The organism is Corynebacterium sp. CCM 9203, from assembly GCF_041357675.1.
Classification (GTDB): domain Bacteria; phylum Actinomycetota; class Actinomycetes; order Mycobacteriales; family Mycobacteriaceae; genus Corynebacterium.
Map to the genome: position 1 here is coordinate 56648 of NZ_JAUERY010000005.1, position 20916 is coordinate 77563.

A 20916-nucleotide genomic window follows, 5' to 3' on the forward strand; every position below is an offset into this window, starting at 1 on the left:
CGCGCGCCTGACCAAAAAAGACAGCCGCCGCCCCACCCGTTCACACAGGTGGGGCGGCGGCTGTGTGTTCTATCATCCTGCGGTGCGGACCTCCGAAAGTAGACTGGCCCCATGCCCGCGCCCCTCATCCCTGCCACCGGCATCGACCTCGTTCACATCCCCGGCTTCGCCGAACAACTGGGCACCCCGGGCAGCACCTTCGCAGACGTCTTCACCACCACGGAGAAGCGTATCGCAGGCCGCAAACCCGCCCACCTGCGCGCCGAACACCTCGCCGGGCGCTGGGCCGCCAAAGAAGCATTCATCAAAGCCTGGTCCACCGCGCTCTACGGACAGTCGCCCGTCATCCACCCCGAGAAAGTGAACTGGCAGGAGATCGAGGTCCGACCCGACAGGTGGGGAAGGGTTACGCTCGCGCTCCACGGTGAGGTGGCCCGGACTGTGAACCTCAGCTTGGGTGATGTACGGGTGAGCCTGTCCATCAGCCACGACGGGGATTACGCCACGGCAGTGTGTTGGGTTGGATAATGATTTACGAGCGATTTTCGCTGTGTATTCAGTTCATCGACAAAATTGAGTGGGTCGTAAAAGTGTGCTGTCTATCTAGGGCTGCCTACCTTAGCTGGGTGGTGACTTGCGAGGCGATGTCCGTATAGGACAGTCGAAGTTGAGGTTTCGCCAGTACGTCGACGAACAATGAGATCGGATCGAGTCCTTTGCTGATCCTTGAATGCGGGGAGTCAAAGGGCATCTATTTGCCAGCCAACCTCAGGGTGGTCGAGGGAATCATTTATCGCTACTGCGCAGGGACTCCGTGGTCGAGACGCACTGCAGGAGGTGTTCGGCCTGTGGTAAAATGTGTTGAAACGCCACACCCGCTACGCTTGGGAAGGCAGGTGTGACCGGATTCTGTCGGCCATTCTGGCTGACGCGAATACTGCCGGGTGATCGAATGGACTGTCTCGGTTGATGCCACGATTTGCCGTGAATATCGGCATGGCACAAATACAACCCCACCCCGAATAGCGCACAAAGGGTTATGATCGGATCACACGAACGGTTGCTTTCCGGACTGTGACCCGTAGGTTCGGTATCGGCCACGCATGAGAATGAGGTCGACTGACGGGTGTGGTCGGGCTCGCATCGGCTCTGAGGTGGTCGTTGCGGATAAGGCGTATTCTTCTGGTACGGTTTTACGGCCAGCTCCTTAGTCAGGGCATCGTGTCCGTCACCCTGGAGAAGAGCACCCGGTCGCCGTTCGATGATGCGTTGCCGATCGTGGTGGGGCCGTCCCCAAAACTCGACACCGGCCTTTGCAAAAGGGCGAAACGTCATCGAACGGTCCTTCGGGCTGGCCAAGCAGCGGCGAGACCTGGGCACACGCGATGACTAACTCGCGTTCACCTATCGCGTTGTCGTCGCCTTCTATGCGATCCTGATCTGTCTACACACAATAGGAGACACGTTCTAGCAACTAGCGTTCAACATCGGCTATGGTAAATTTGAGATGTAACCTCCTGAGTTCTTTTGGGATGGTCCAGTGAGGCCTAAGCTTGTTGAAGTTTTCCCCGCTTAAGCGGGGATGGAGCTTGTTGAAGTTTTCCCCGCTTAAGCGGGGAAGCATTTTGAATATTTATGAGACGGGCTAACTTTTCCGGTAAGTTGCCTGTTTCTATTGTGGAAGTACTTATACTGTGAAGTGTTTAAATTGTGTGACAGGTTTTTGTGGGATTTGTGGAGTGTTAAATATGGGTTTTGTTAAAAACTATTTATTTGAGATGGGGCTGCTGTACGGGTAGGTGACAGGTTGTAGTCACGTAGCCAGTGCGACTGTCGTGTTTATGATTGTCTCGAACCCGATGAGCGACAAACGGCCCAGGCGGCGTCGGTGGTGCTAGGCCCGTTCGATCCAGGTCACCACCCGTGATCCGCAGGTGGCCCAAGTGTGGCGGTCGGGGGGCATTGTTCTGCAGGAGTGCGAAGAACGATTTTACAGCAGCATTATCCTCACTCGGCCCGACCTGGCCCATGTGATGATGGGCGAGAACACACCAGAACTTACAGATGTAGAAAACTGACTATCTCTAAGGCTGTAAACGACATGGCCGACGACGTCATCACAGATCATGACAACGTTCCCGAGCACCTGGACGCCCAGATGTGACTTCATCCTCGGGTCGTTTGAGTGCTCCACGGCTCGACCCGAGTAGACATCGCTTGATCGCGCAGAGGTAGAGCTTGCCCTCGGTGGTGTTGTGCGGTGATGTCGGTCAGCCACAGCTCATTCGGTGTGTCTGCGGCGAAGACATGCCTGGTCCGGATCATACTCGCGGCCTACAGCATAGAATCGTCGTGCACTGGCCTGCAGTGCCTGTGGGCCTTGTGCTCCGCCTAGGCTTCCCGAACACGCTGAACCAGACATTGCTGGACGTGATCGGCCACGTGGTCCGATCCAACATCGTCTCACCGTTGTCGCGGGACTCGTCGGCAAGCACGGGGTCGATGCCCGAACTTGGGGGTCGTCCTGGTGGGCGTCGAACACCGCGTTCGTGTACTACGCCTCCACCGCCTCGCTTGGAGTGACGGGGTTTGGACAGTCACCGGTGGTAGGGCTGACGGCAGAGCTTGGGCACCCGAGACTCCCACCGCCACAGGGACCCCTGCAGCGGCCAGCTCACTCACCTGTGAGAGATAGATACCCCGCCGCCCGACACTCAACCTCGTTGCCCTACTCGAGCAGCCGGATCCACTTGCGCCCTTCGCGCAACCAGGACACTTCGGAAAATCTGTCGGAACTTTAGCGCCCCTCGCCGATGTCAGCACGACGCATCCACCTCCACAGCATCATCAGGTCAACACCGAAGTCTTTCGCGATCTGCTCGATTGTCACTCCCAGCTCGTGGTTCGTCGCCACGTGCACAACATCGCCACAGAAACTCACTCGGGTAGGACTTAGACACAGCAACATCTTTCCCAGTCCCACCCCACGAGCAAGTCAGATCAGATGCGACCTACCCGCGCAGCAGACCCGTCATCCTGATCATCGGCGGACTTCGTCGTTGCCTTCATGTTCCACACGATCTTTCGGCGACCGCGGTACTCCTGTAACGTGAGACCTAAACTTGTAGATATAAATTGTGTACAATAGATGTTGGTGTGGAAAAATAGCCATGGTGGCAGTTGTTAGACATGTGATTCTTCATTATCGGAAGGGTCGTGTGGCGAGTTTGGATATCGACCGTTAACAAACATGGTCCAATCAGTATTGGTATTGGAAGAGGGTGGATTATGATTTTTGATAAAACTAATTTAACTGGCGAATTTTATTTTCTTGGTTTTGCTGAAGATGATCCTCTTGATTATCTTACGGAGGTGGTGAAAGCGAAAGGTGGAAGTATTGGATCTTCTTTAAACAAAAACACTAGAGTTTTGGTGGTGGGGACTGATGGTGATGATCTGCTTAAAAAGGGCGATTGTCATGTAGATATAAATCGTGCTCGCAAGCGCTATGATATTGGTGGCCCTAATTCAGTTTCGATACTTTCGCTCTCGGCGTTTTTGTGCATGCTGTGAATGTGGGGAAATAACTCTGCAGCTAGTTTTATTAAATTAGGTTAGATTCTTACTTTAATCTGTTCTCACACTTTGAGAATCTCAAAGTGTGAGATTTTTAACCCTGCGCCACAGAGAACAGGTAGGCCACTAGCATCCGCTTGATTTCTCTGACTGTGTAGTCGAAGCGGCTGTCGTCGATGCGGGGGTCGCGGACGGCGAAGTTGAGTAGGGAGCTGGCTGTGTGGACGAGGAGCGCGGCGAGTTCTCGGCGTTGTTCTTCACTGGCGTGGCTTGCCAGTGGGCGCATGGCCTCGGCGATGATGTCGAGGACTTCGGATTCGGTGGCGGCTGCTGTGGCGCGGGTTGCCGGGGTTGACTGGATGGCGTGCCATACTGCCCGGCGGGAGGGGTCGTCGTGCCAGAGTTTCGACACGTGTTCGATGAATTCGTCGAGGAACTCGGGCCACTGGAGTGCCGGGACTTGGTGTGCGAACGTGTCCAACTCGGCGACGACTCCGGCCGTGTCCTGGCGGTCCAGTTCGCAGATGAGGACGTACTTGTTGGCGAAGAACTGGTAGAGCGTACCGATGGGTACCTCTGCGCGGCGGGCGACTTCGTCGAAGGTGAAGGACTCGAATCCGACGTCGACGAGGACGCTCCGCGCAGCCGAGAGAATACGCTCGAATCGTTCACGGGACCGTTGCTGTGCGGGGCGGCGTCGTGGAACGAGGATCTCCGTGGAGTTCTGGTCCTGCGGGGGAGTGGAGGCTCTGGACGTCATCGGGCGGCAGGTCAGAGGTTCCGCAGAACGCGGGCAACGTGTCCCGTGGCACGAACGTTGTACTGTGCCGACTCGATCATGCCGTCGGCGTCGATGATGATCGTTGAACGGGTGACGCCCTGGACGATGCGACCGTAGTTCTTCTTTTCTCCCCACGTACCCCATGCCGCCATGGTGTTCTTTGATTCATCGGAGAGGAGAGTGAACGTCAGCCCCTCCTTCTCGTGGAAGGCCGCGAGATCCTCGACCGAATCGGGGGAGACACCAAGAACCGTGATCCCTGCGTCGGAGAAATCAGACAGATTATCCCGGAAATCACACGCTTCCTTGGTACAACCAGGGGTTCCCGCCTTCGGGTAGAAGTAGACCAGTACCCGCTGGCCGACGAAATCCTTCAGGGAAACCGTCTTGCCAGTGTGGTCCGGAAGAGTCAGTTCCGGTGCTGTATCGCCGGGTTCCAGCCGTCGGGGAGCCGCTGGCGTGTTCGCGGCGGAAGGGGAGGGTGTAGACATGAACCACACCTTACCTGGGCCCGCCGGAGACGTTAATAACCCTTTTGTTGTCACCTTTTGTCGTGGTGTCGGCATCCGGGTGGTGTCGCAGGTGCGCATCACCCCTCCCATGAACTACCGTTGGAGTTATCAGTAAGTCTGACCACCACAATTTAAACCGGGAGTTCATCCGTGGCACGTGACATCGAAGATATCCAGCGCGAACTGGACCGCACCCGTAGGCAGTTCGCCTCCACCCTGGACCAGCTCGCGGAGCGTACCCGTCCGGAGAATATCGTGGATGATGCGAAGCGTTCCTTCACCGACAAGCTGAATGACCCGAAGGTCCAGAAGGTCCTCGCCGGTGTCGCCGGTGCGGTTGTTCTCGTCGTCGGCTTTGGGGTCTACCGTTCACGCAGGAAGAGCAATGACCTCAAGGAACTGCAGCGTATGCTCTCCGAGCGGCTCTCCTAGAGTTCTTTTTCAGGCGCAGGAAGGTGTCCACCCCGATCATTTCCAGGGGTGGGCACCTTTTTCTGTCGGGTCACTGATTCTCCGTTGCGTTGCCTGCTTTCCAGGTTTCCCACGGGATATTCCAATCGCCCAGGCCGTCCCAGCCGGAGAGCGGGCCCCCCTGCGTGTTTCTGACGATGACGACGTCGCCACGCTTGACGGTGTTCTGGAACCACTGCGCATTATCCGTCGAGACGTTCAGGCACCCGTGGGATACGTTCTGGCTGCCCTGCGCCCACACGGACCACGGGGCGGCGTGGACGTAGATGCCGGAATAACTCATCTGTGTCGCGTACTTCACGTTCGTTCGGTAGCCGTCGGGGTCGTCCACCGGTGTTCCGTACGTGGATGAGTCCATGACCAAGTCCGGGTACTGGTCGCCGATGATGTAGGTGCCGTTCGGGGTGGGGAAACGGGGTGATCCCATCGAGATCGGGATGTTCCTGAGCACCTCGCCGTTTCTGGTGACCTGCAACTGTTTTGTATTGTCGTCGGCGTAGGCGATGACGGAGTCCCCGATTGTGAAGCTTGTGGCGTTGTCGGACGCCCCCCAGATACCACCGCCGAGCTCTTTCCCGTAAATGTCGGCCTTGACGGTCACGTTGGTGCCCGGTACCCAGAATTCTTCAGGGCGCCAGCGCACCTCACGGTTGTTGAGCCAGTAGAAGGCGCCCTCGACAGGCGGATCCGTGGTCACTTCCAAGGCATCCTCGGCAGCCTGTCGATCCGGAATGTTCATGCCGAAGCGGAATGCGATCGTCTGTCCGATGCCCACGGTCGAGCCTTCGATTGGGGACAGTGCGACGGTGGATGTTTGTGCGGGTTGGGCTGTGCTGAATGTGGTGGTCCGCTTTGCGCCGTTCGAACCGGTAGCGGTGATTGTGTAGGTGCGGTAGTAGCCGAGAACCTCTGCGGTTTCCCAGGTCTTCCCGTCCCCGGAAAGCGTGGACTCGACCTCGTAGCCGTCCTCGTTGGTCATCACGACCTTCTTCAGCGTTCCCTCGATCGCTTTGACGATGACGGGTTCCTTCGGATTGATGCCCGTCGCATCGTCTGGGACGCTCACCACAGGTTTCATGGGCTCAGGGGCAGGTGTCGACGTGCCTGCCGATCCGTTCGCCCCATCCCCTGCAGTATCGGAACCGGATCCTACCGTGCAGGAAGTGAGGAGTCCCGCAGCCGCGACCACAGCCAGAACGCTGGACAGACGGCCGAGGTTAGGTAGGTGCATGCTGAAGGTCATTGTTCTCCATGGTCGTTTACGTTTCTGCACGGCGTGCTTCCCGATCAGGTGTCGTGGAAGTCGCTGGGGTTACGCCGTCGGGTGAAGCTTGGCGTTGACGAGATCGCGATACAACCAGCTTACTTCCTGGGGCGTACCGTATTAGGCATCTCTCGGACGTTTGTTCTGGAGCTGTGACCTTGAAACGTCTTCTCCGCAGATGTCCGGTTGTGGCTTCCACGCCCGCGTCTCAGGGCATTTGAGACATGATCCGCAGCGCCTGAAAACTGGTGGCTTCCGTGCCCGCGTCTCAGGGCGGTGCGATGGGTGCAGGGAACCCAAGATGGCTTATGACCTGCTGATTTTACAATCATTCGGACCACTTGTAATGTGTTTATTCGTTGCAGGGAAAGAAAAGACCGCAGCAGCAAGCGCCATTAGCTCAATTGGCAGAGCAGCTGACTCTTAATCAGCGGGTTTGGGGTTCGAGTCCCTGATGGCGCACCACGTTAAACAGGCCGGAGTTTGCTCTCCGGCCTGTTTTCTTTTCCCCTGATTGTGGTTACCCGAACGGGGTTGGGACGGGCCCGCAGTGGCCCAGGGGAATCAGGCGTCATACTCACTGACATCGTACTGTGCGGTGAGGTATCACCGCAGGAAGGCGGTCTCATCATGCCACTCTTTCCCGATCTGCTGCTGGACCGTCCCATCTCCGTGGAGCTGGCGATGCAGATCGCCGGCGACGCGGCCGAGCGGGTTCGTGGTACGACCCGCCCCAACCCGCCCGTGGGCTGCGTGATCCTCGACACCGCGGGAGTGCCCCGTGCAGTTGCAGCCACCGAGCCCGCTGGTGGCCCCCATGCGGAGGCGCAGGTGATCGCCGCCGCCGGTGAACAGATCAGAGGCGGGCATGCCGTGGTCACCCTCGAACCGTGCCACCATCAGGGACGCACACCGCCATGTACAGGGGCCCTCGTACAAGCCGGTGTGGCAGCACTGACCTTCGCGGTCACCGACCCGAACCCCGTTGCTGCGGGTGGTGCGGACTGGCTGGCATCGCAGGGCCTGGCTGTCACCCGTGGACTTCTCGCCAAAGCTACGGCGGATGCGGCGCTCCGTCCCTGGCTGCATGTGCAGGCCACGGGACGCCCCCACTTCACGCTGAAAACGGCGGCGACCGTGGACGGCCGCGCGGCCGCCACAGACGGGACATCGCAGTGGATCACCGGCCCAGAGTCCCGGTGGCGGGTGCACGGTGATCGCTCTCGACGTGATGCCATCATCGTCGGCACCGGCACAGTCCACGCCGATGATCCCCGACTGACAGCTCGTGGCGCCGACGGCACACCGCTCGGAAACCAGCCGCTCCGCGTCGTCGTCGGGCGCAGCGATGTACCGCAGGACGCCGCGATCCGGGCAGGCGCAGGAGGCTTCCTCCACCTGCGCACCAGGGATCTCACGGAGGTGGTCGCCGCGCTCACGGAACGCGAAATCATGGACGTGCTCATCGAGGGCGGTCCGCGACTCGCCGGCGCGTTCCTCCGGGCCGACCTGGTTGATGCAATCGAGTCCTACATCGCCCCGGCCGTGCTCGGTGCCGGAACCGCGGCCGTCGACACCGGCGCTGCAAATACCATCGCAGAGATGACCCGCTTCCGAACCATCCGGGTAGATCGCCTGGGGGATGACGTGTTGATCCGTGCGCTACGAGGGGCATCCGACTGAACCAGAGACTGCGGGGGTTACGCTGGTGACCATGTTTACAGGGATCATCGAGGAGGTCGGCCACATTGCGGGAATCACTCCCGACGGTGATGTGATCCGTCTCTCAGTTAGATGTACGGACGTTGTCAAAGATGCCGCTGAAGGCGACTCCATCGCCGTAAACGGAGTATGCCTGACCGTCGCACAACTCGACGGCAACGGATTCAGTGCCGACGTCATGCCGGAAACCCTTCGCCGTTCCTCACTCGGAACCCTCGAACCCGGCGACACCGTCAACCTTGAACGCGCGCTCGCCGTCACCGGCCGTCTCGGCGGGCACATCGTCCAGGGGCACGTCGACGCCACCGGCGAACTCATCAGCCGCACACCCGGCGAGCGTTGGGAGATCCTCCGCATCTCCCTGCCTGCACAGATCGCCCGCTACGTGGTGGAGAAAGGCTCCATCGCCGTTGACGGCACCTCCCTCACCGTCTCCGCCGTTGACGAGGACTGGTTCGAGGTCAGCCTCATCCCCACCACACTCGACAGCACCATCCTCGGCAGGCTCACCCCCGGTGCCATCGTCAATCTGGAGGTGGACGTGCTGGCGAAGTACGTCGAGAAGCTGCTCCGCCGTGAGGGGCCGAAACAATGACCGGGTTCGACACCGTTGAACGCGCGATCTCAGACATCCGAGCAGGCAAAGCCATAGTTGTCGTGGACGATGAGGACCGGGAGAACGAAGGCGACATCATTTTCGCCGCAGACCGCGCCACCCCGGAACTACTCGCCTTCATGGTCCGCTACTCATCCGGCTACGTCTGCGCCGCACTCACCGGAACCGACTGCGACCGCCTCGGGCTACCCCCCATGGTCGCCCGCAACGAGGACGCCCGCGGCACCGCCTACACCGTCACCGTGGACGCCGCGACCGGAACCACCGGTATCTCCGCCACTGACCGCGCCCGCACCATCCGTCGGCTAGCGGACCCCACCACCACTCGAGTGGATTTCACCCGCCCCGGCCACGTCGTTCCCCTCCGCGCACGGGACGGGGGAGTGCTCACCCGGGCCGGACACACCGAAGCCGCAGTGGACCTCGCCCGACTCGCCGGACTACGGCCCGCCGGTGTGCTCTGCGAAGTCGTGTCCGAAAAAGACCCGACCGGCATGGCACGTACCCCTGAACTACGGGAATTCTGCGACACCCACGACCTCCCCCTGATCTCCATCGAGCAGTTGATCGAATACCGGCGCCGCAACGAAATCCTCGTCGAGAAAGTCGCCGTCACCCGGATGCCCACCGACTTCGGCGAATTCACCGCCCACGGATACCGCAGCCTCATCGACGGAATCGAACACGTCGCCCTCGTCGCGGGAAATATCGATGACAATGGGGGAGAAGACGTCCTCGTCCGAGTCCACTCCGAATGCCTCACCGGAGACGTCTTCGCCTCCCGACGCTGTGACTGCGGCCAACAACTCCACGCCTCCATGCGGATGATCCAGGAAGCCGGCCGCGGCATCCTGCTCTACATGCGGGGACACGAAGGACGCGGCATCGGCCTGCTGCACAAACTCGAGGCCTACCAACTCCAGGACTCCGGAGCGGATACCGTCGACGCCAACCTCGCCCTCGGCCTCCCCACCGACGCCCGCGAATACGGCACCGGGGCCCAGATCCTGCGGGACCTCGGCGTCCGGTCAATGGCACTCCTCACCAACAATCCCACCAAACGCAGCGGACTCGGTGGCTACGGACTCCAACTCGCCCGCCGAGTCCCCGTACCCGTCGACGTCAATGACGACAACCTGCGCTATCTGCAGACCAAACGCGACCGGATGGGTCACGACCTACCCTGGCTCGACGAGCACATCAACCGCACGGCACAACTCGACGAGGAGAAACAATGAGTGGAGCAGGACTGCCCGAAATCGACGTCCCGGACGGGACAGGACTCACCGTAGCCATCGTCACCTCCCGCTGGAACGAAGACATCACGGGCAAACTCCAGGAAGAAGCACTGGCAGCCGCCGCTGAAACCGGGGCGACCGCCCGCGCATACGTCGTCGTCGGCGCCCTGGAAATACCCGTTGTCGCACAGGCCCTCGCCACCAAAGTGGACGCCGTCGTCGCCCTCGGATGCGTCATTCGCGGCGGGACACCCCACTTCGACTACGTTTGCGACGCCGTCACCGCAGGACTCACCCGCATCACCCTCGACACCGGCACACCCATCGGCAACGGTGTCCTCACCTGCGACACCCACGAACAAGCGGTCGCCCGCTCCGGCGTGGAAGGCGCAACCGAAAACAAAGGCCGGGATGCGATGATCGCCGCTATCCATACCGCCGACCTCCTACGAAAAATCAACAGCTACCCCGAAACGTCAGCCACATAATCATCTGAACTCCCGGCGCCCACCGACAGGGGAACGGTGCCCATGCAGGTCGATGCAACCGACCTACACTGTGAATCAACGGCAACCAGGTCCACCCGAAAGCGAGACAACAGCATGCGCGCACTCGTCATCGTCGACGTCCAAAACGACTTCTGCCCCGGAGGAGCCCTGGGAACAGAGCGCGGAAACATCGTCGCCGAACAGATCGCCCGCCTCCAACGGGACCCCGACAACGGATACGACGTGATCGTCGCAACGCAGGACTGGCACATCGACCCCGGAACACACTTCTCCGACAACCCCGACTACATCGACTCCTGGCCCGTGCACTGCGTCGTCGGAACCGGAGGAGCCGACTTCCACCCCGCCATCGACGAAGAAACCCTGCACCAGATCTTCCGGAAAGGCGAATACACCGCCGCGTACTCCGGCTTCGAAGGACACGCCGCCACCGACGACAACACCACCATGGCCGAGTGGCTCCGCGACAAAGGAATCACAGACCTCGATATCACCGGTATAGCCACCGACTACTGCGTCAAAGCCACCGTCCTCGACGCCCTCAAAGAAGGATTCACCGTGCGGGTACTCACCGACCTCTGTTCACCCGTACACCCCGACACCGAAGCGCAAGCACTCACCGACATGAAAAACTCCGGAGCCGAGATCGTGTAGTGCCGCCTCACCTGAGAACGGACGACACCGGACCCGTATCAGCGGGGAACCCGAGAAACCGGGACGACCACGGCACACGCGCATCCTTGCGGCCTGGAACATGGTGTCCTCGAACAAGGAGGCCTGCGCCGAGCCTTCAGCTCTCCATCGCGATTACACGCATCGTTGTCAACGAGACACCCACAATCAGGGTGGCGGAGAAACCAGACGTGCGGGACAAGAAAAACCAAGTGAAGGTAAACTGGCACCCGGACCACTGTTTCCGCTGGTAAAAAAGCGTTGTCCCCGCCTGTGCGGGGATGGTCCCGGGCCACCACCGATGTACTGCGAGTTCGCGTCGTTGTCCCCGCCTGTGCGGGGATGGTCCCGGTCAGCACATCGAAAGCGCCCTGCTTCGAGTGTTGTCCCCGCCTGTGCGGGGATGGTCCCGCGCTCGCGCGGTCGATGGAGCGGTTCCGGGAGTTGTCCCCGCCTGTGCGGGGATGGTCCCATGGCGACGTCGACGGGTTTCTCCGCGCCCTGGTTGTCCCCGCCTGTGCGGGGATGGTCCCTCAACCGAGCTGTCGTGTGCAGGTTCACAAAAGTTGTCCCCGCCTGTGCGGGGATGGTCCCTCCGCAAGAATGGGCGCGTCACCACCCAGCGAGTTGTCCCCGCCTGTGCGGGGATGGTCCCATCGCCGCCCCCGGCTGGCTCGGAGAACTGTGGTTGTCCCCGCCTGTGCGGGGATGGTCCCTCACAAACGGCGCGGGGGCGGGCGGTTTTTCCGTTGTCCCCGCCTGTGCGGGGATGGTCCCCAGCTCGAGATCGGCGAGAAAGAACTCCGTGAGTTGTCCCCGCCTGTGCGGGGATGGTCCCTGCTCACTCTCGACGTGGACTGGTCAGAAGGGGTTGTCCCCGCCTGTGCGGGGATGGTCCCCCGTGTCGTCCATCTCCTCGGCCGACCTTCTCGTTGTCCCCGCCTGTGCGGGGATGGTCCCTCCGACGCCGCGGCAATGATCGGCCCGAACTGGTTGTCCCCGCCTGTGCGGGGATGGTCCCAGTGGGCCAACGACGCGGGCCCGTGCCCTTCTGTTGTCCCCGCCTGTGCGGGGATGGTCCCCCAGTCGAGGACAACGCGCCGATCCGGCGCGTGTTGTCCCCGCCTGTGCGGGGATGGTCCCTGATTACTCATTGGTGTCGTCCTTTTGTGTCAGTTGTCCCCGCCTGTGCGGGGATGGTCCCAAATGAGCCTCATCATGCTATTCCTTGCGCTGGTTGTCCCCGCCTGTGCGGGGATGGTCCCCCGGTGCGACCTCACGCGGCCGCGTGCGTGTAGTTGTCCCCGCCTGTGCGGGGATGGTCCCTAGCCAGATGGACCCCATTCATGAAAGGAGGCGTTGTCCCCGCCTGTGCGGGGATGGTCCCGCGACCAAGGCATCTGCTCACACACCGCAGGCGTTGTCCCCGCCTGTGCGGGGATGGTCCCATGTCTAAAAACCGCAATGTGAACGCCCCTATGTTGTCCCCGCCTGTGCGGGGATGGTCCCTGTTCACCCTCATCGTCACAAAGTGCCAGACGGTTGTCCCCGCCTGTGCGGGGATGGTCCCTGAAACGGGCCAAAAGCTGTGGGAGGCGTTTAGTTGTCCCCGCCTGTGCGGGGATGGTCCCCCCGGGAAGGGGATCCGCGTCTCCGTCCCGTCGTTGTCCCCGCCTGTGCGGGGATGGTCCCTACTCCTGTGCCGTCTTCGACAACGACGAATCGTTGTCCCCGCCTGTGCGGGGATGGTCCCGGATTGGCTTGCCACCCACCCTAGTCGCGTGGGTTGTCCCCGCCTGTGCGGGGATGGTCCCTGCGGATGATCAGCACCCGCGGCACCGCCACCGTTGTCCCCGCCTGTGCGGGGATGGTCCCGGCACTCGCGCGCGGCCGCGTCGACGTTCCTCGTTGTCCCCGCCTGTGCGGGGATGGTCCCTGGCCGGGGGAGCGCTCGCGGTTGAAGAACCGGTTGTCCCCGCCTGTGCGGGGATGGTCCCTGGGAGAAACGAGGCGGCAAGATCATCTTCATGTTGTCCCCGCCTGTGCGGGGATGGTCCCGCGAGCTCCTTCGCGGCCTTCGACATCTCCAAGTTGTCCCCGCCTGTGCGGGGATGGTCCCCACGGCGTTGTCCGCGGCGTGACTCGGCAGGCGTTGTCCCCGCCTGTGCGGGGATGGTCCCACCTCCAGGACCGCGTTTCCGTGAAGTACCTGGTTGTCCCCGCCTGTGCGGGGATGGTCCCGGGCTTGACCGGGGTGGGCTGTGGTGACGGGGGTTGTCCCCGCCTGTGCGGGGATGGTCCCGGGCGCGGGTTGATCAGAGGGGTACCGGCACGGTTGTCCCCGCCTGTGCGGGGATGGTCCTCGAGAATCTTCGACGGATCGCGTCAGTGGCGACGTTGTCCCCGCCTGTGCGGGGATGGTCCTAGGCGAGTTCCGCCCGTTCGCTAATTAGGTCTAGTTGTCCCCGCCTGTGCGGGGATGGTCCCTATTAAGGGTGGAACGACACCCCCGACGACATGTTGTCCCCGCCTGTGCGGGGATGGTCCCAAAGGCACGGACCCGAAAGACTCGCTGAAAGTGTTGTCCCCGCCTGTGCGGGGATGGTCCCTGTTTGTTGCTTACGCACTAGAGTTTAGAACGGTTGTCCCCGCCTGTGCGGGGATGGTCCCAAAGCGACCAGCAATGACCCGACCTATATGGAGTTGTCCCCGCCTGTGCGGGGATGGTCCCGGTTTTTGCGCGCGCCGTTCGGGATCGGCTGAGTTGTCCCCGCCTGTGCGGGGATGGTCCCTCGAACAAGCCCTCGGCACACACACCGGGCGCGTTGTCCCCGCCTGTGCGGGGATGGTCCTCTCGGTGGGGATGGTGAGCACGGCACCGAGCGGTTGTCCCCGCCTGTGCGGGGATGGTCCTGAAACCTCCCTCCTGGTGAGCGCCCCTGTGGAGTTGTCCCCGCCTGTGCGGGGATGGTCCCACGGCACAATCCAGAAAGGAACCGTCATGGCAGTTGTCCCCGCCTGTGCGGGGATGGTCCCGGGCCGCCGTCGACGTTCCCCTGCTGGCCAACAGTTGTCCCCGCCTGTGCGGGGATGGTCCCCGGGTGCGGGGGGTGAGTGACATGCGGGTGGTGTTGTCCCCGCCTGTGCGGGGATGGTCCTGCGACGGATCAACCGACCGAAGCCCGGGCATGGTTGTCCCCGCCTGTGCGGGGATGGTCCCGCGATTGAGCGCCACATAACCGGGCGGCCGTGGTTGTCCCCGCCTGTGCGGGGATGGTCCCCCCCGGCACCGACCATCACCACAGGTCTCCTGTTGTCCCCGCCTGTGCGGGGATGGTCCCCCGAGGGTCCGCCCCGGCTCCTTACCTGGGATGTTGTCCCCGCCTGTGCGGGGATGGTCCCGTCACGGGCTGCTCATCACCGCGTGAGCGGGTGTTGTCCCCGCCTGTGCGGGGATGGTCCCTGCCGCCGTCGCGTAGGCCGACGCAGACGCTTGTTGTCCCCGCCTGTGCGGGGATGGTCCCCCGCGTTTACCTGCGCGAACTTCCGCCGCTGTGTTGTCCCCGCCTGTGCGGGGATGGTCCCCGAAGGGCGCGCCTATCCGCGTCGACGCCGAGGTTGTCCCCGCCTGTGCGGGGATGGTCCCCACCGCTGTCAGTACGCTCTGGAGCACGATCAGTTGTCCCCGCCTGTGCGGGGATGGTCCCAGACTTGAGATGCCCGGTGGGCAGCGCGCCGGGTTGTCCCCGCCTGTGCGGGGATGGTCCGGCGAGGCAGCGAAGACGGCCGAGACGCAGGTGGTTGTCCCCGCCTGTGCGGGGATGGTCCCTGTCCGAAAATGTATACCAGGGCGCGCTCATGGTTGTCCCCGCCTGTGCGGGGATGGTCCCCCATCGTCGAGGACCTCTGTGGAGTGGATCTCGTTGTCCCCGCCTGTGCGGGGATGGTCCCCAAGCCGCGCACCTCCTACAGTCGTACGCTGTGTTGTCCCCGCCTGTGCGGGGATGGTCCCCGGGGCGACCAATCCACGTCAAAGTAGGTCATGTTGTCCCCGCCTGTGCGGGGATGGTCCGCGGATAAGGCCAGCGGCCTGCCGAGGGGTTGGGTTGTCCCCGCCTGTGCGGGGATGGTCCCAGGAACGGGGAACAGCCCCGAACTACAGGCACGTTGTCCCCGCCTGTGCGGGGATGGTCCCCGAAAACGACGCCGGAACCCCGGCGGAGAACGGTTGTCCCCGCCTGTGCGGGGATGGTCCCCAGGCGACACCCCCGCCATGTGGATCGCCATCGTTGTCCCCGCCTGTGCGGGGATGGTCCCACTCAACGTCAAGATCGACGCGGACACGAGCGGTTGTCCCCGCCTGTGCGGGGATGGTCCCTTGCGCTGACAGTCAGCGCACTTCACGTCGGAGTTGTCCCCGCCTGTGCGGGGATGGTCCGGGGCTTGCTGTCGTAGTAGGCGATGCAGAAATGTTGTCCCCGCCTGTGCGGGGATGGTCCCTCGAGGCATCGATAGTCACTCCCTCGCCAGATGTTGTCCCCGCCTGTGCGGGGATGGTCCCCATGTCACGGGGGCGGCGTTCGTGTAGTAAACGTTGTCCCCGCCTGTGCGGGGATGGTCCCTCCCTAATGTCACTTGACGAATTGACCCCGCAGTTGTCCCCGCCTGTGCGGGGATGGTCCCCCGTCCCGTGCTGGCGTTTTACCGTCTCAATTGTTGTCCCCGCCTGTGCGGGGATGGTCCCTGGCCGGGGGAGCGCTCGCGGTTGAAGAACCGGTTGTCCCCGCCTGTGCGGGGATGGTCCCTACCGTGTTCACCAGCCGTTGATCGGGGTTCTGTTGTCCCCGCCTGTGCGGGGATGGTCCCCCCAACCAGTTCCAAACAGGGCTGTTCAATCAGTTGTTCCCGCCTGTGCGGGGATGGTCCCGGGTGCAGGCTACCGCGACGCGCATGGATCGAGTTGTCCCCGCCTGTGCGGGGATGGTCCGTGGCGTGTGATCGACTTACCGGATTCGGGGTCGTTGTCCCCGCCTGTGCGGGGATGGTCCCCGACGGCCACGGCAAGCGTAGAAACCAGGTCGGTTGTCCCCGCCTGTGCGGGGATGGTCCCTACACGAAGGAGGCAGTATGACCTGGGTGGAAGTTGTCCCCGCCTGTGCGGGGATGGTCCCTCCCACGCGGCGTCAACCACGCCACCGTGCACGTTGTCCCCGCCTGTGCGGGGATGGTCCCGAGCACACCACATCACGTCCCTCGCGGGGCTCGTTGTCCCCGCCTGTGCGGGGATGGTCCCCTCTGTTCGATTATCGGCGCGCGAACGGCTCTGTTGTCCCCGCCTGTGCGGGGATGGTCCGGCTGCGCTTGAGCAGGTCGTCGGCCAGCAGACGTTGTCCCCGCCTGTGCGGGGATGGTCCCCACTCATAGTCGACCGGGAGATCGACGCCATGGTTGTCCCCGCCTGTGCGGGGATGGTCCGGTACTCGCGCGATGTGACCGACGAGCTACAAGGTTGTCCCCGCCTGTGCGGGGATGGTCCCAAGAAGTACAACTCGGATCCGCAGGCCATGTTGTTGTCCCCGCCTGTGCGGGGATGGTCCCTTGGGGTCACCCCGGAGGTCATCGCCACGTGGGTTGTCCCCGCCTGTGCGGGGATGGTCCCAGTGGGCCAACGACGCGGGCCCGTGCCCTTCTGTTGTCCCCGCCTGTGCGGGGATGGTCCCATCACCGCCCTATTTTCCGCCGCGAAACAATGGTTGTCCCCGCCTGTGCGGGGATGGTCCCGATGGCAGATCGTGTGCGGTACGACCTTGAACGTTGTCCCCGCCTGTGCGGGGATGGTCCCTGGACGAAGCGAAGCTCGTACAGCGTGCCCTGGTTGTCCCCGCCTGTGCGGGGATGGTCCCGACTTGCAAATCTCGACGTCGAGCCGTTCGCAGTTGTCCCCGCCTGTGCGGGGATGGTCCCGCGCGGGCTTGCACCAGGAGAACCACGTCCCTGTTGTCCCCGCCTGTGCGGGGATGGTCCCAAGCGCCGGGAGGTGTAGGCCATGACCAGTCCGTTGTCCCCGCCTGTGCGGGGATGGTCCCGGGCTTCCGTGAAACCTCGTCGACCTTGATTTGTTGTCCCCGCCTGTGCGGGGATGGTCCCCGGCGGTGGCGATCCCCGGTGCTCGCATTTGAGTTGTCCCCGCCTGTGCGGGGATGGTCCCTGCTGCGTCGAGGATCTGCGCGAGTAGGGCATGTTGTCCCCGCCTGTGCGGGGATGGTCCCGCGGGTACGTTTCCGAAGCTGCCGGGTTATGCGTTGTCCCCGCCTGTGCGGGGATGGTCCCGCGGCGGCGTCGGCACTATTCGGCTTAAACGTGTTGTCCCCGCCTGTGCGGGGATGGTCCCTCGATAGCGGTGCCGCGCGGGACGACATCATCGTTGTCCCCGCCTGTGCGGGGATGGTCCCATTTTCACGCACTTCCGACAGTGCGCTTTCAGGTTGTCCCCGCCTGTGCGGGGATGGTCCTCCCCGGGCCTTCATCCTGCTCCCGGTGAGTGAGTTGTCCCCGCCTGTGCGGGGATGGTCCCCGTGCCTGCGCGTTCGAGTAGGTGAGCGACGACGTTGTCCCCGCCTGTGCGGGGATGGTCCCGGCTGATACAGAGACGGAGCCGACGTCACCGAGTTGTCCCCGCCTGTGCGGGGATGGTCCCGCGTTCCGCCGCGTCACGGTCACAGATTCGGCGTTGTCCCCGCCTGTGCGGGGATGGTCCCGCCGCGCCGCAAACGCACGCTTCACGCGCTCAGTTGTCCCCGCCTGTGCGGGGATGGTCCCCACCGCCGAGCGCAAAACCGGCAGCAATCCCCGTTGTCCCCGCCTGTGCGGGGATGGTCCGTGGATGCGTCGCGTGTGAAAACCAGTGGTACGGTTGTCCCCGCCTGTGCGGGGATGGTCCCCGGGACGTATCACGCGACAACTGATTCACGAGGTTGTCCCCGCCTGTGCGGGGATGGTCCCCGGGGATCCATGAGGAGCGCCGAGTAGGTCTGGTTGTCCCCGCCTGTGCGGGGATGGTCCCACCTCAAAGCCCTCTACGCCACCCTCGACGAGGTTGTCCCCGCCTGTGCGGGGATGGTCCCCCCAGAGACCTGTGTCCGGCCACATTTTCCAGGGTTGTCCCCGCCTGTGCGGGGATGGTCCCTCGACCGGCTAGGTTCGCATACAGTTCAGCAGGTTGTCCCCGCCTGTGCGGGGATGGTCCGGCGGTTCTTCATCTTTCGTGATCTGCGTGCGGGTTGTCCCCGCCTGTGCGGGGATGGTCCCCGACCGCGCCGCCTACAGAAACGCGATCTATAGTTGTCCCCGCCTGTGCGGGGATGGTCCCCTAGCGATCGCGTCGGCGCCCTTCTGCAGGAAGTTGTCCCCGCCTGTGCGGGGATGGTCCCTGTGGAGGTGCCATCAGATGTGCTTTCCTTTTGTTGTCCCCGCCTGTGCGGGGATGGTCCGAACTCGGCGGGGAGATAGGCGTGATCGGTGAAGTTGTCCCCGCCTGTGCGGGGATGGTCCCCACCGGCGTCATAGCCGGTCGCCTTCGCGATCGTTGTCCCCGCCTGTGCGGGGATGGTCCGTTGTGGTGCCAGATACGGGTGCCGCGGAAGAAGTTGTCCCCGCCTGTGCGGGGATGGTCCCAAGGTCGAGACGATGCGCGAGGAGAAGCGGTTGTTGTCCCCGCCTGTGCGGGGATGGTCCCGGCTACTACCGCGCCACGGAAGGGGACCGAGAGTTGTCCCCGCCTGTGCGGGGATGGTCCCTGACCGCGCCGCCTACAGAGACGCGGTCTATAGTTGTCCCCGCCTGTGCGGGGATGGTCCCGACACCGTTCGGGCAGTTCACGCCTTGTTTTTGTTGTCCCCGCCTGTGCGGGGATGGTCCCCCACACCACCCGAAAGGACACACCATCATGTAGTTGTCCCCGCCTGTGCGGGGATGATCCGGCCCGATCCGAGAGGCACCGAAAGGCCCCAAAGTTGTCCCCGCCTGTGCGGGGATGGCTCCACCAATTACGCAAAGTTACCGTTATCGCCGGTGGTTGTTCCCAGCGGGCGGGGGATGATCTAAACACTGATCTTCAGGACTAGTTATCGGTTATTTTCCTGTTTTTGAGGGATGATTTTAAAGGTCTAATACTGCGCTATTGGTGACCTTTTTCCTGTCTTTCTGATGTCATTTCTGCTGAAGATAAGAGGTCTCTTTACCTTCTTGCTCTTCGACGTCGAGAAGCACGGGACCATCCTTTGAGTGTTTTGGTTTTCCGTTTGGATATGGGGCGCATGATGAGCTGTAGTCCATCTAGGTCGATGGTTATCCACTCGTGGTTGTGCATGAGGATGGAGAATCCCTGTTCTTTAGTTTGATCAGGGTAGGTCATGATCGCTCTACCGCTGCCCACCTCTTCGATGATGATCGCCCAAATCTTCTCACGTAAGCGAGTATTTACCCGACCTACATACACGCCGGTTGATACCTCAATGAGCCATCGTGTTAGATATCCACGTAGGGAAGGTGGGCAGCAAGATAAGATTATCGTAATCATGAGTCTAGGAATCCATATCGTAGTTTATTCCCGATTCAACCGAATCTACCTTCTCATCCCATAATTCGACTACGTCGGGGAGTGGAGTAGTGTCTATATCTCCTCGATCTTTGTTGGGAGATAGGAGGCGATTTATATCTTGTGTGGTGCGGCTGAGTATTTTGTTCTCCTTGAAAAGATCCCGGCATCTTCGCCTGATCTCGGAGGTTAGACTATCGGGAGTTAGCTCTTCATTGTGAAGCCTAGCGACAGTATCAAATGCGACCGGGATGGAAACCTCTGCCTTATAAAGATCTGCAATGTCATATACGAAACTTCGGTCGTGCCCTGTGTGCACAAACCCGAGTCCAGGAGAACATCCGAGGGCGACTATCACTGAGTGAACGACACCGTACAAAGCAGCATGAGCTGCTGACAGGGCTTGGTTAATGTCATCACTGGACAGAAAATCATTGGGGTCATATTGCCTCTTCGACCACTTCACTCCTGTCGTTTCAGAGCATCGCCGGTACACATCTCTCACCCGTGCGCCTTCTCTACCTCGAAGCTGCTGCATCGTGAGGCCCTCAGTTGATTCACCGCAAAACCGCATCTCATACATTCGCCGTGCAACTCGGAGTCTGGATCGGGTGTTTGAAACCAGGGCCGCCTGTTGTTCGAGGAGCCGAGTGGATCTGGCGAGCGGTCGGCCGTGCGCGTAATATCGGACACCATTTTCCCCACACCAGATGACACTTGTTCCGCTGTCTGCGGCTACCAGCATGGCTTGATGCGTTATACGGGTACCCGGCCCGAGTAGAAGTGCTCCCAGCGTTGAAGTTGGGATATGAAGGGTCCCTTCCTCAGTGGTTGCAGTTAAAGCACCATCATCTCTCCCTATGGTGCAGTGTTCCAGGTAGATGAAGCTAATCCGATCACTGGCGCGGGTGAGTTCTGACGAGCGAGTCGGTTTACCGACTCCTAATCCTCGTGCCATC

At 61.9% G+C, this 20916-nt stretch carries 14 protein-coding genes, 1 tRNA gene and 1 CRISPR repeat array; of the genes, 9 read left to right on the forward strand and 6 right to left on the reverse strand.

The annotated features are described in order from the left end of the window. The first annotated feature begins 126 nt into the window (after positions 1 to 126). Entirely contained in the window at positions 127 to 528 is a 402-nt protein-coding gene (locus QWU44_RS10490; RefSeq protein WP_370915731.1) for a holo-ACP synthase, read from the forward strand. Positions 529 to 613: 85 nt separating this feature from the next. Here QWU44_RS10490 and QWU44_RS10495 read toward each other — a convergent pair whose 3' ends face one another. Continuing rightward, positions 614 to 751: a hypothetical protein gene (locus tag QWU44_RS10495; RefSeq protein ID WP_370915632.1), complete on the reverse strand. Its 138-nt coding sequence runs from the start codon at positions 749 to 751 to the stop codon at positions 614 to 616. Between the two features lie 2537 nt (positions 752 to 3288). Between QWU44_RS10495 and QWU44_RS10500 the strand changes: the two genes are divergently transcribed. Further along, complete coding sequence (locus QWU44_RS10500; RefSeq protein ID WP_370915633.1) at positions 3289 to 3573, forward strand: hypothetical protein; 285 nt, start codon at positions 3289 to 3291, stop codon at positions 3571 to 3573. A 97-nt stretch (positions 3574 to 3670) separates the two neighbouring features. On the opposite strand, the gene QWU44_RS10505 is transcribed toward QWU44_RS10500, so the two are convergent. Next, positions 3671 to 4336, reverse strand: a complete 666-nt coding sequence (locus tag QWU44_RS10505) for a TetR family transcriptional regulator (RefSeq protein ID WP_370915634.1) — start codon at positions 4334 to 4336, stop codon at positions 3671 to 3673. An 11-nt stretch (positions 4337 to 4347) separates the two neighbouring features. After that, a complete protein-coding gene (gene bcp, locus QWU44_RS10510) occupies positions 4348 to 4848 on the reverse strand; it encodes a thioredoxin-dependent thiol peroxidase (protein WP_370915635.1) in 501 nt (166 codons plus the stop codon). A 171-nt stretch (positions 4849 to 5019) separates the two neighbouring features. On the opposite strand from bcp, the gene QWU44_RS10515 reads away from it, so the two are divergent. Then, positions 5020 to 5301: a DUF3618 domain-containing protein gene (locus QWU44_RS10515; protein WP_370915636.1), complete on the forward strand. Its 282-nt coding sequence runs from the start codon at positions 5020 to 5022 to the stop codon at positions 5299 to 5301. Between the two features lie 70 nt (positions 5302 to 5371). On the opposite strand, the gene QWU44_RS10520 is transcribed toward QWU44_RS10515, so the two are convergent. Further along, positions 5372 to 6583 carry an Ig-like domain-containing protein gene (locus QWU44_RS10520; RefSeq protein WP_370915637.1) on the reverse strand — a complete coding sequence of 404 codons (1212 nt, stop codon included), beginning with the start codon at positions 6581 to 6583 and terminating at the stop codon, positions 5372 to 5374. Between the two features lie 410 nt (positions 6584 to 6993). Between QWU44_RS10520 and QWU44_RS10525 the strand changes: the two genes are divergently transcribed. The 6 genes from QWU44_RS10525 (at position 6994) to QWU44_RS10550 (ending at position 11343) form a co-directional block, all read left to right on the forward strand. After that, a tRNA-Lys gene (locus QWU44_RS10525) sits at positions 6994 to 7069 on the forward strand. A gap of 165 nt (positions 7070 to 7234) precedes the next feature. Then, a complete protein-coding gene (gene ribD, locus QWU44_RS10530; RefSeq protein WP_370915638.1) occupies positions 7235 to 8287 on the forward strand; it encodes a bifunctional diaminohydroxyphosphoribosylaminopyrimidine deaminase/5-amino-6-(5-phosphoribosylamino)uracil reductase RibD in 1053 nt (350 codons plus the stop codon). A 31-nt stretch (positions 8288 to 8318) separates the two neighbouring features. Further along, entirely contained in the window at positions 8319 to 8921 is a 603-nt protein-coding gene (locus QWU44_RS10535; protein WP_370915639.1) for a riboflavin synthase, read from the forward strand. Then, complete coding sequence (locus QWU44_RS10540; protein WP_370915640.1) at positions 8918 to 10180, forward strand: bifunctional 3,4-dihydroxy-2-butanone-4-phosphate synthase/GTP cyclohydrolase II; 1263 nt, start codon at positions 8918 to 8920, stop codon at positions 10178 to 10180. The genes QWU44_RS10535 and QWU44_RS10540 overlap by 4 nt, the downstream gene beginning before the upstream one ends. Continuing rightward, positions 10177 to 10668: a 6,7-dimethyl-8-ribityllumazine synthase gene (gene ribH / locus QWU44_RS10545; RefSeq protein ID WP_370915641.1), complete on the forward strand. Its 492-nt coding sequence runs from the start codon at positions 10177 to 10179 to the stop codon at positions 10666 to 10668. The genes QWU44_RS10540 and ribH overlap by 4 nt, the downstream gene beginning before the upstream one ends. Before the next feature lie 114 nt (positions 10669 to 10782). Further along, positions 10783 to 11343, forward strand: a complete 561-nt coding sequence (locus QWU44_RS10550; RefSeq protein WP_370915642.1) for a nicotinamidase — start codon at positions 10783 to 10785, stop codon at positions 11341 to 11343. Positions 11344 to 11621: 278 nt separating this feature from the next. After that, positions 11622 to 19401: direct repeats of the CRISPR family, unit length 29 nt; unit sequence GTTGTCCCCGCCTGTGCGGGGATGGTCCC. A 196-nt stretch (positions 19402 to 19597) separates the two neighbouring features. Here the strand turns inward: QWU44_RS10550 and cas2e are convergent. Beyond that, positions 19598 to 19939 carry a type I-E CRISPR-associated endoribonuclease Cas2e gene (gene cas2e, locus QWU44_RS10555; RefSeq protein ID WP_370915643.1) on the reverse strand — a complete coding sequence of 114 codons (342 nt, stop codon included), beginning with the start codon at positions 19937 to 19939 and terminating at the stop codon, positions 19598 to 19600. A 4-nt stretch (positions 19940 to 19943) separates the two neighbouring features. Continuing rightward, positions 19944 to 20915 (reverse strand): type I-E CRISPR-associated endonuclease Cas1e, encoded by a 972-nt coding sequence (gene cas1e, locus QWU44_RS10560; protein WP_370915644.1) that lies wholly within the window; start codon positions 20913 to 20915, stop codon positions 19944 to 19946. Between the last annotated feature and the right edge of the window lies 1 nt (position 20916).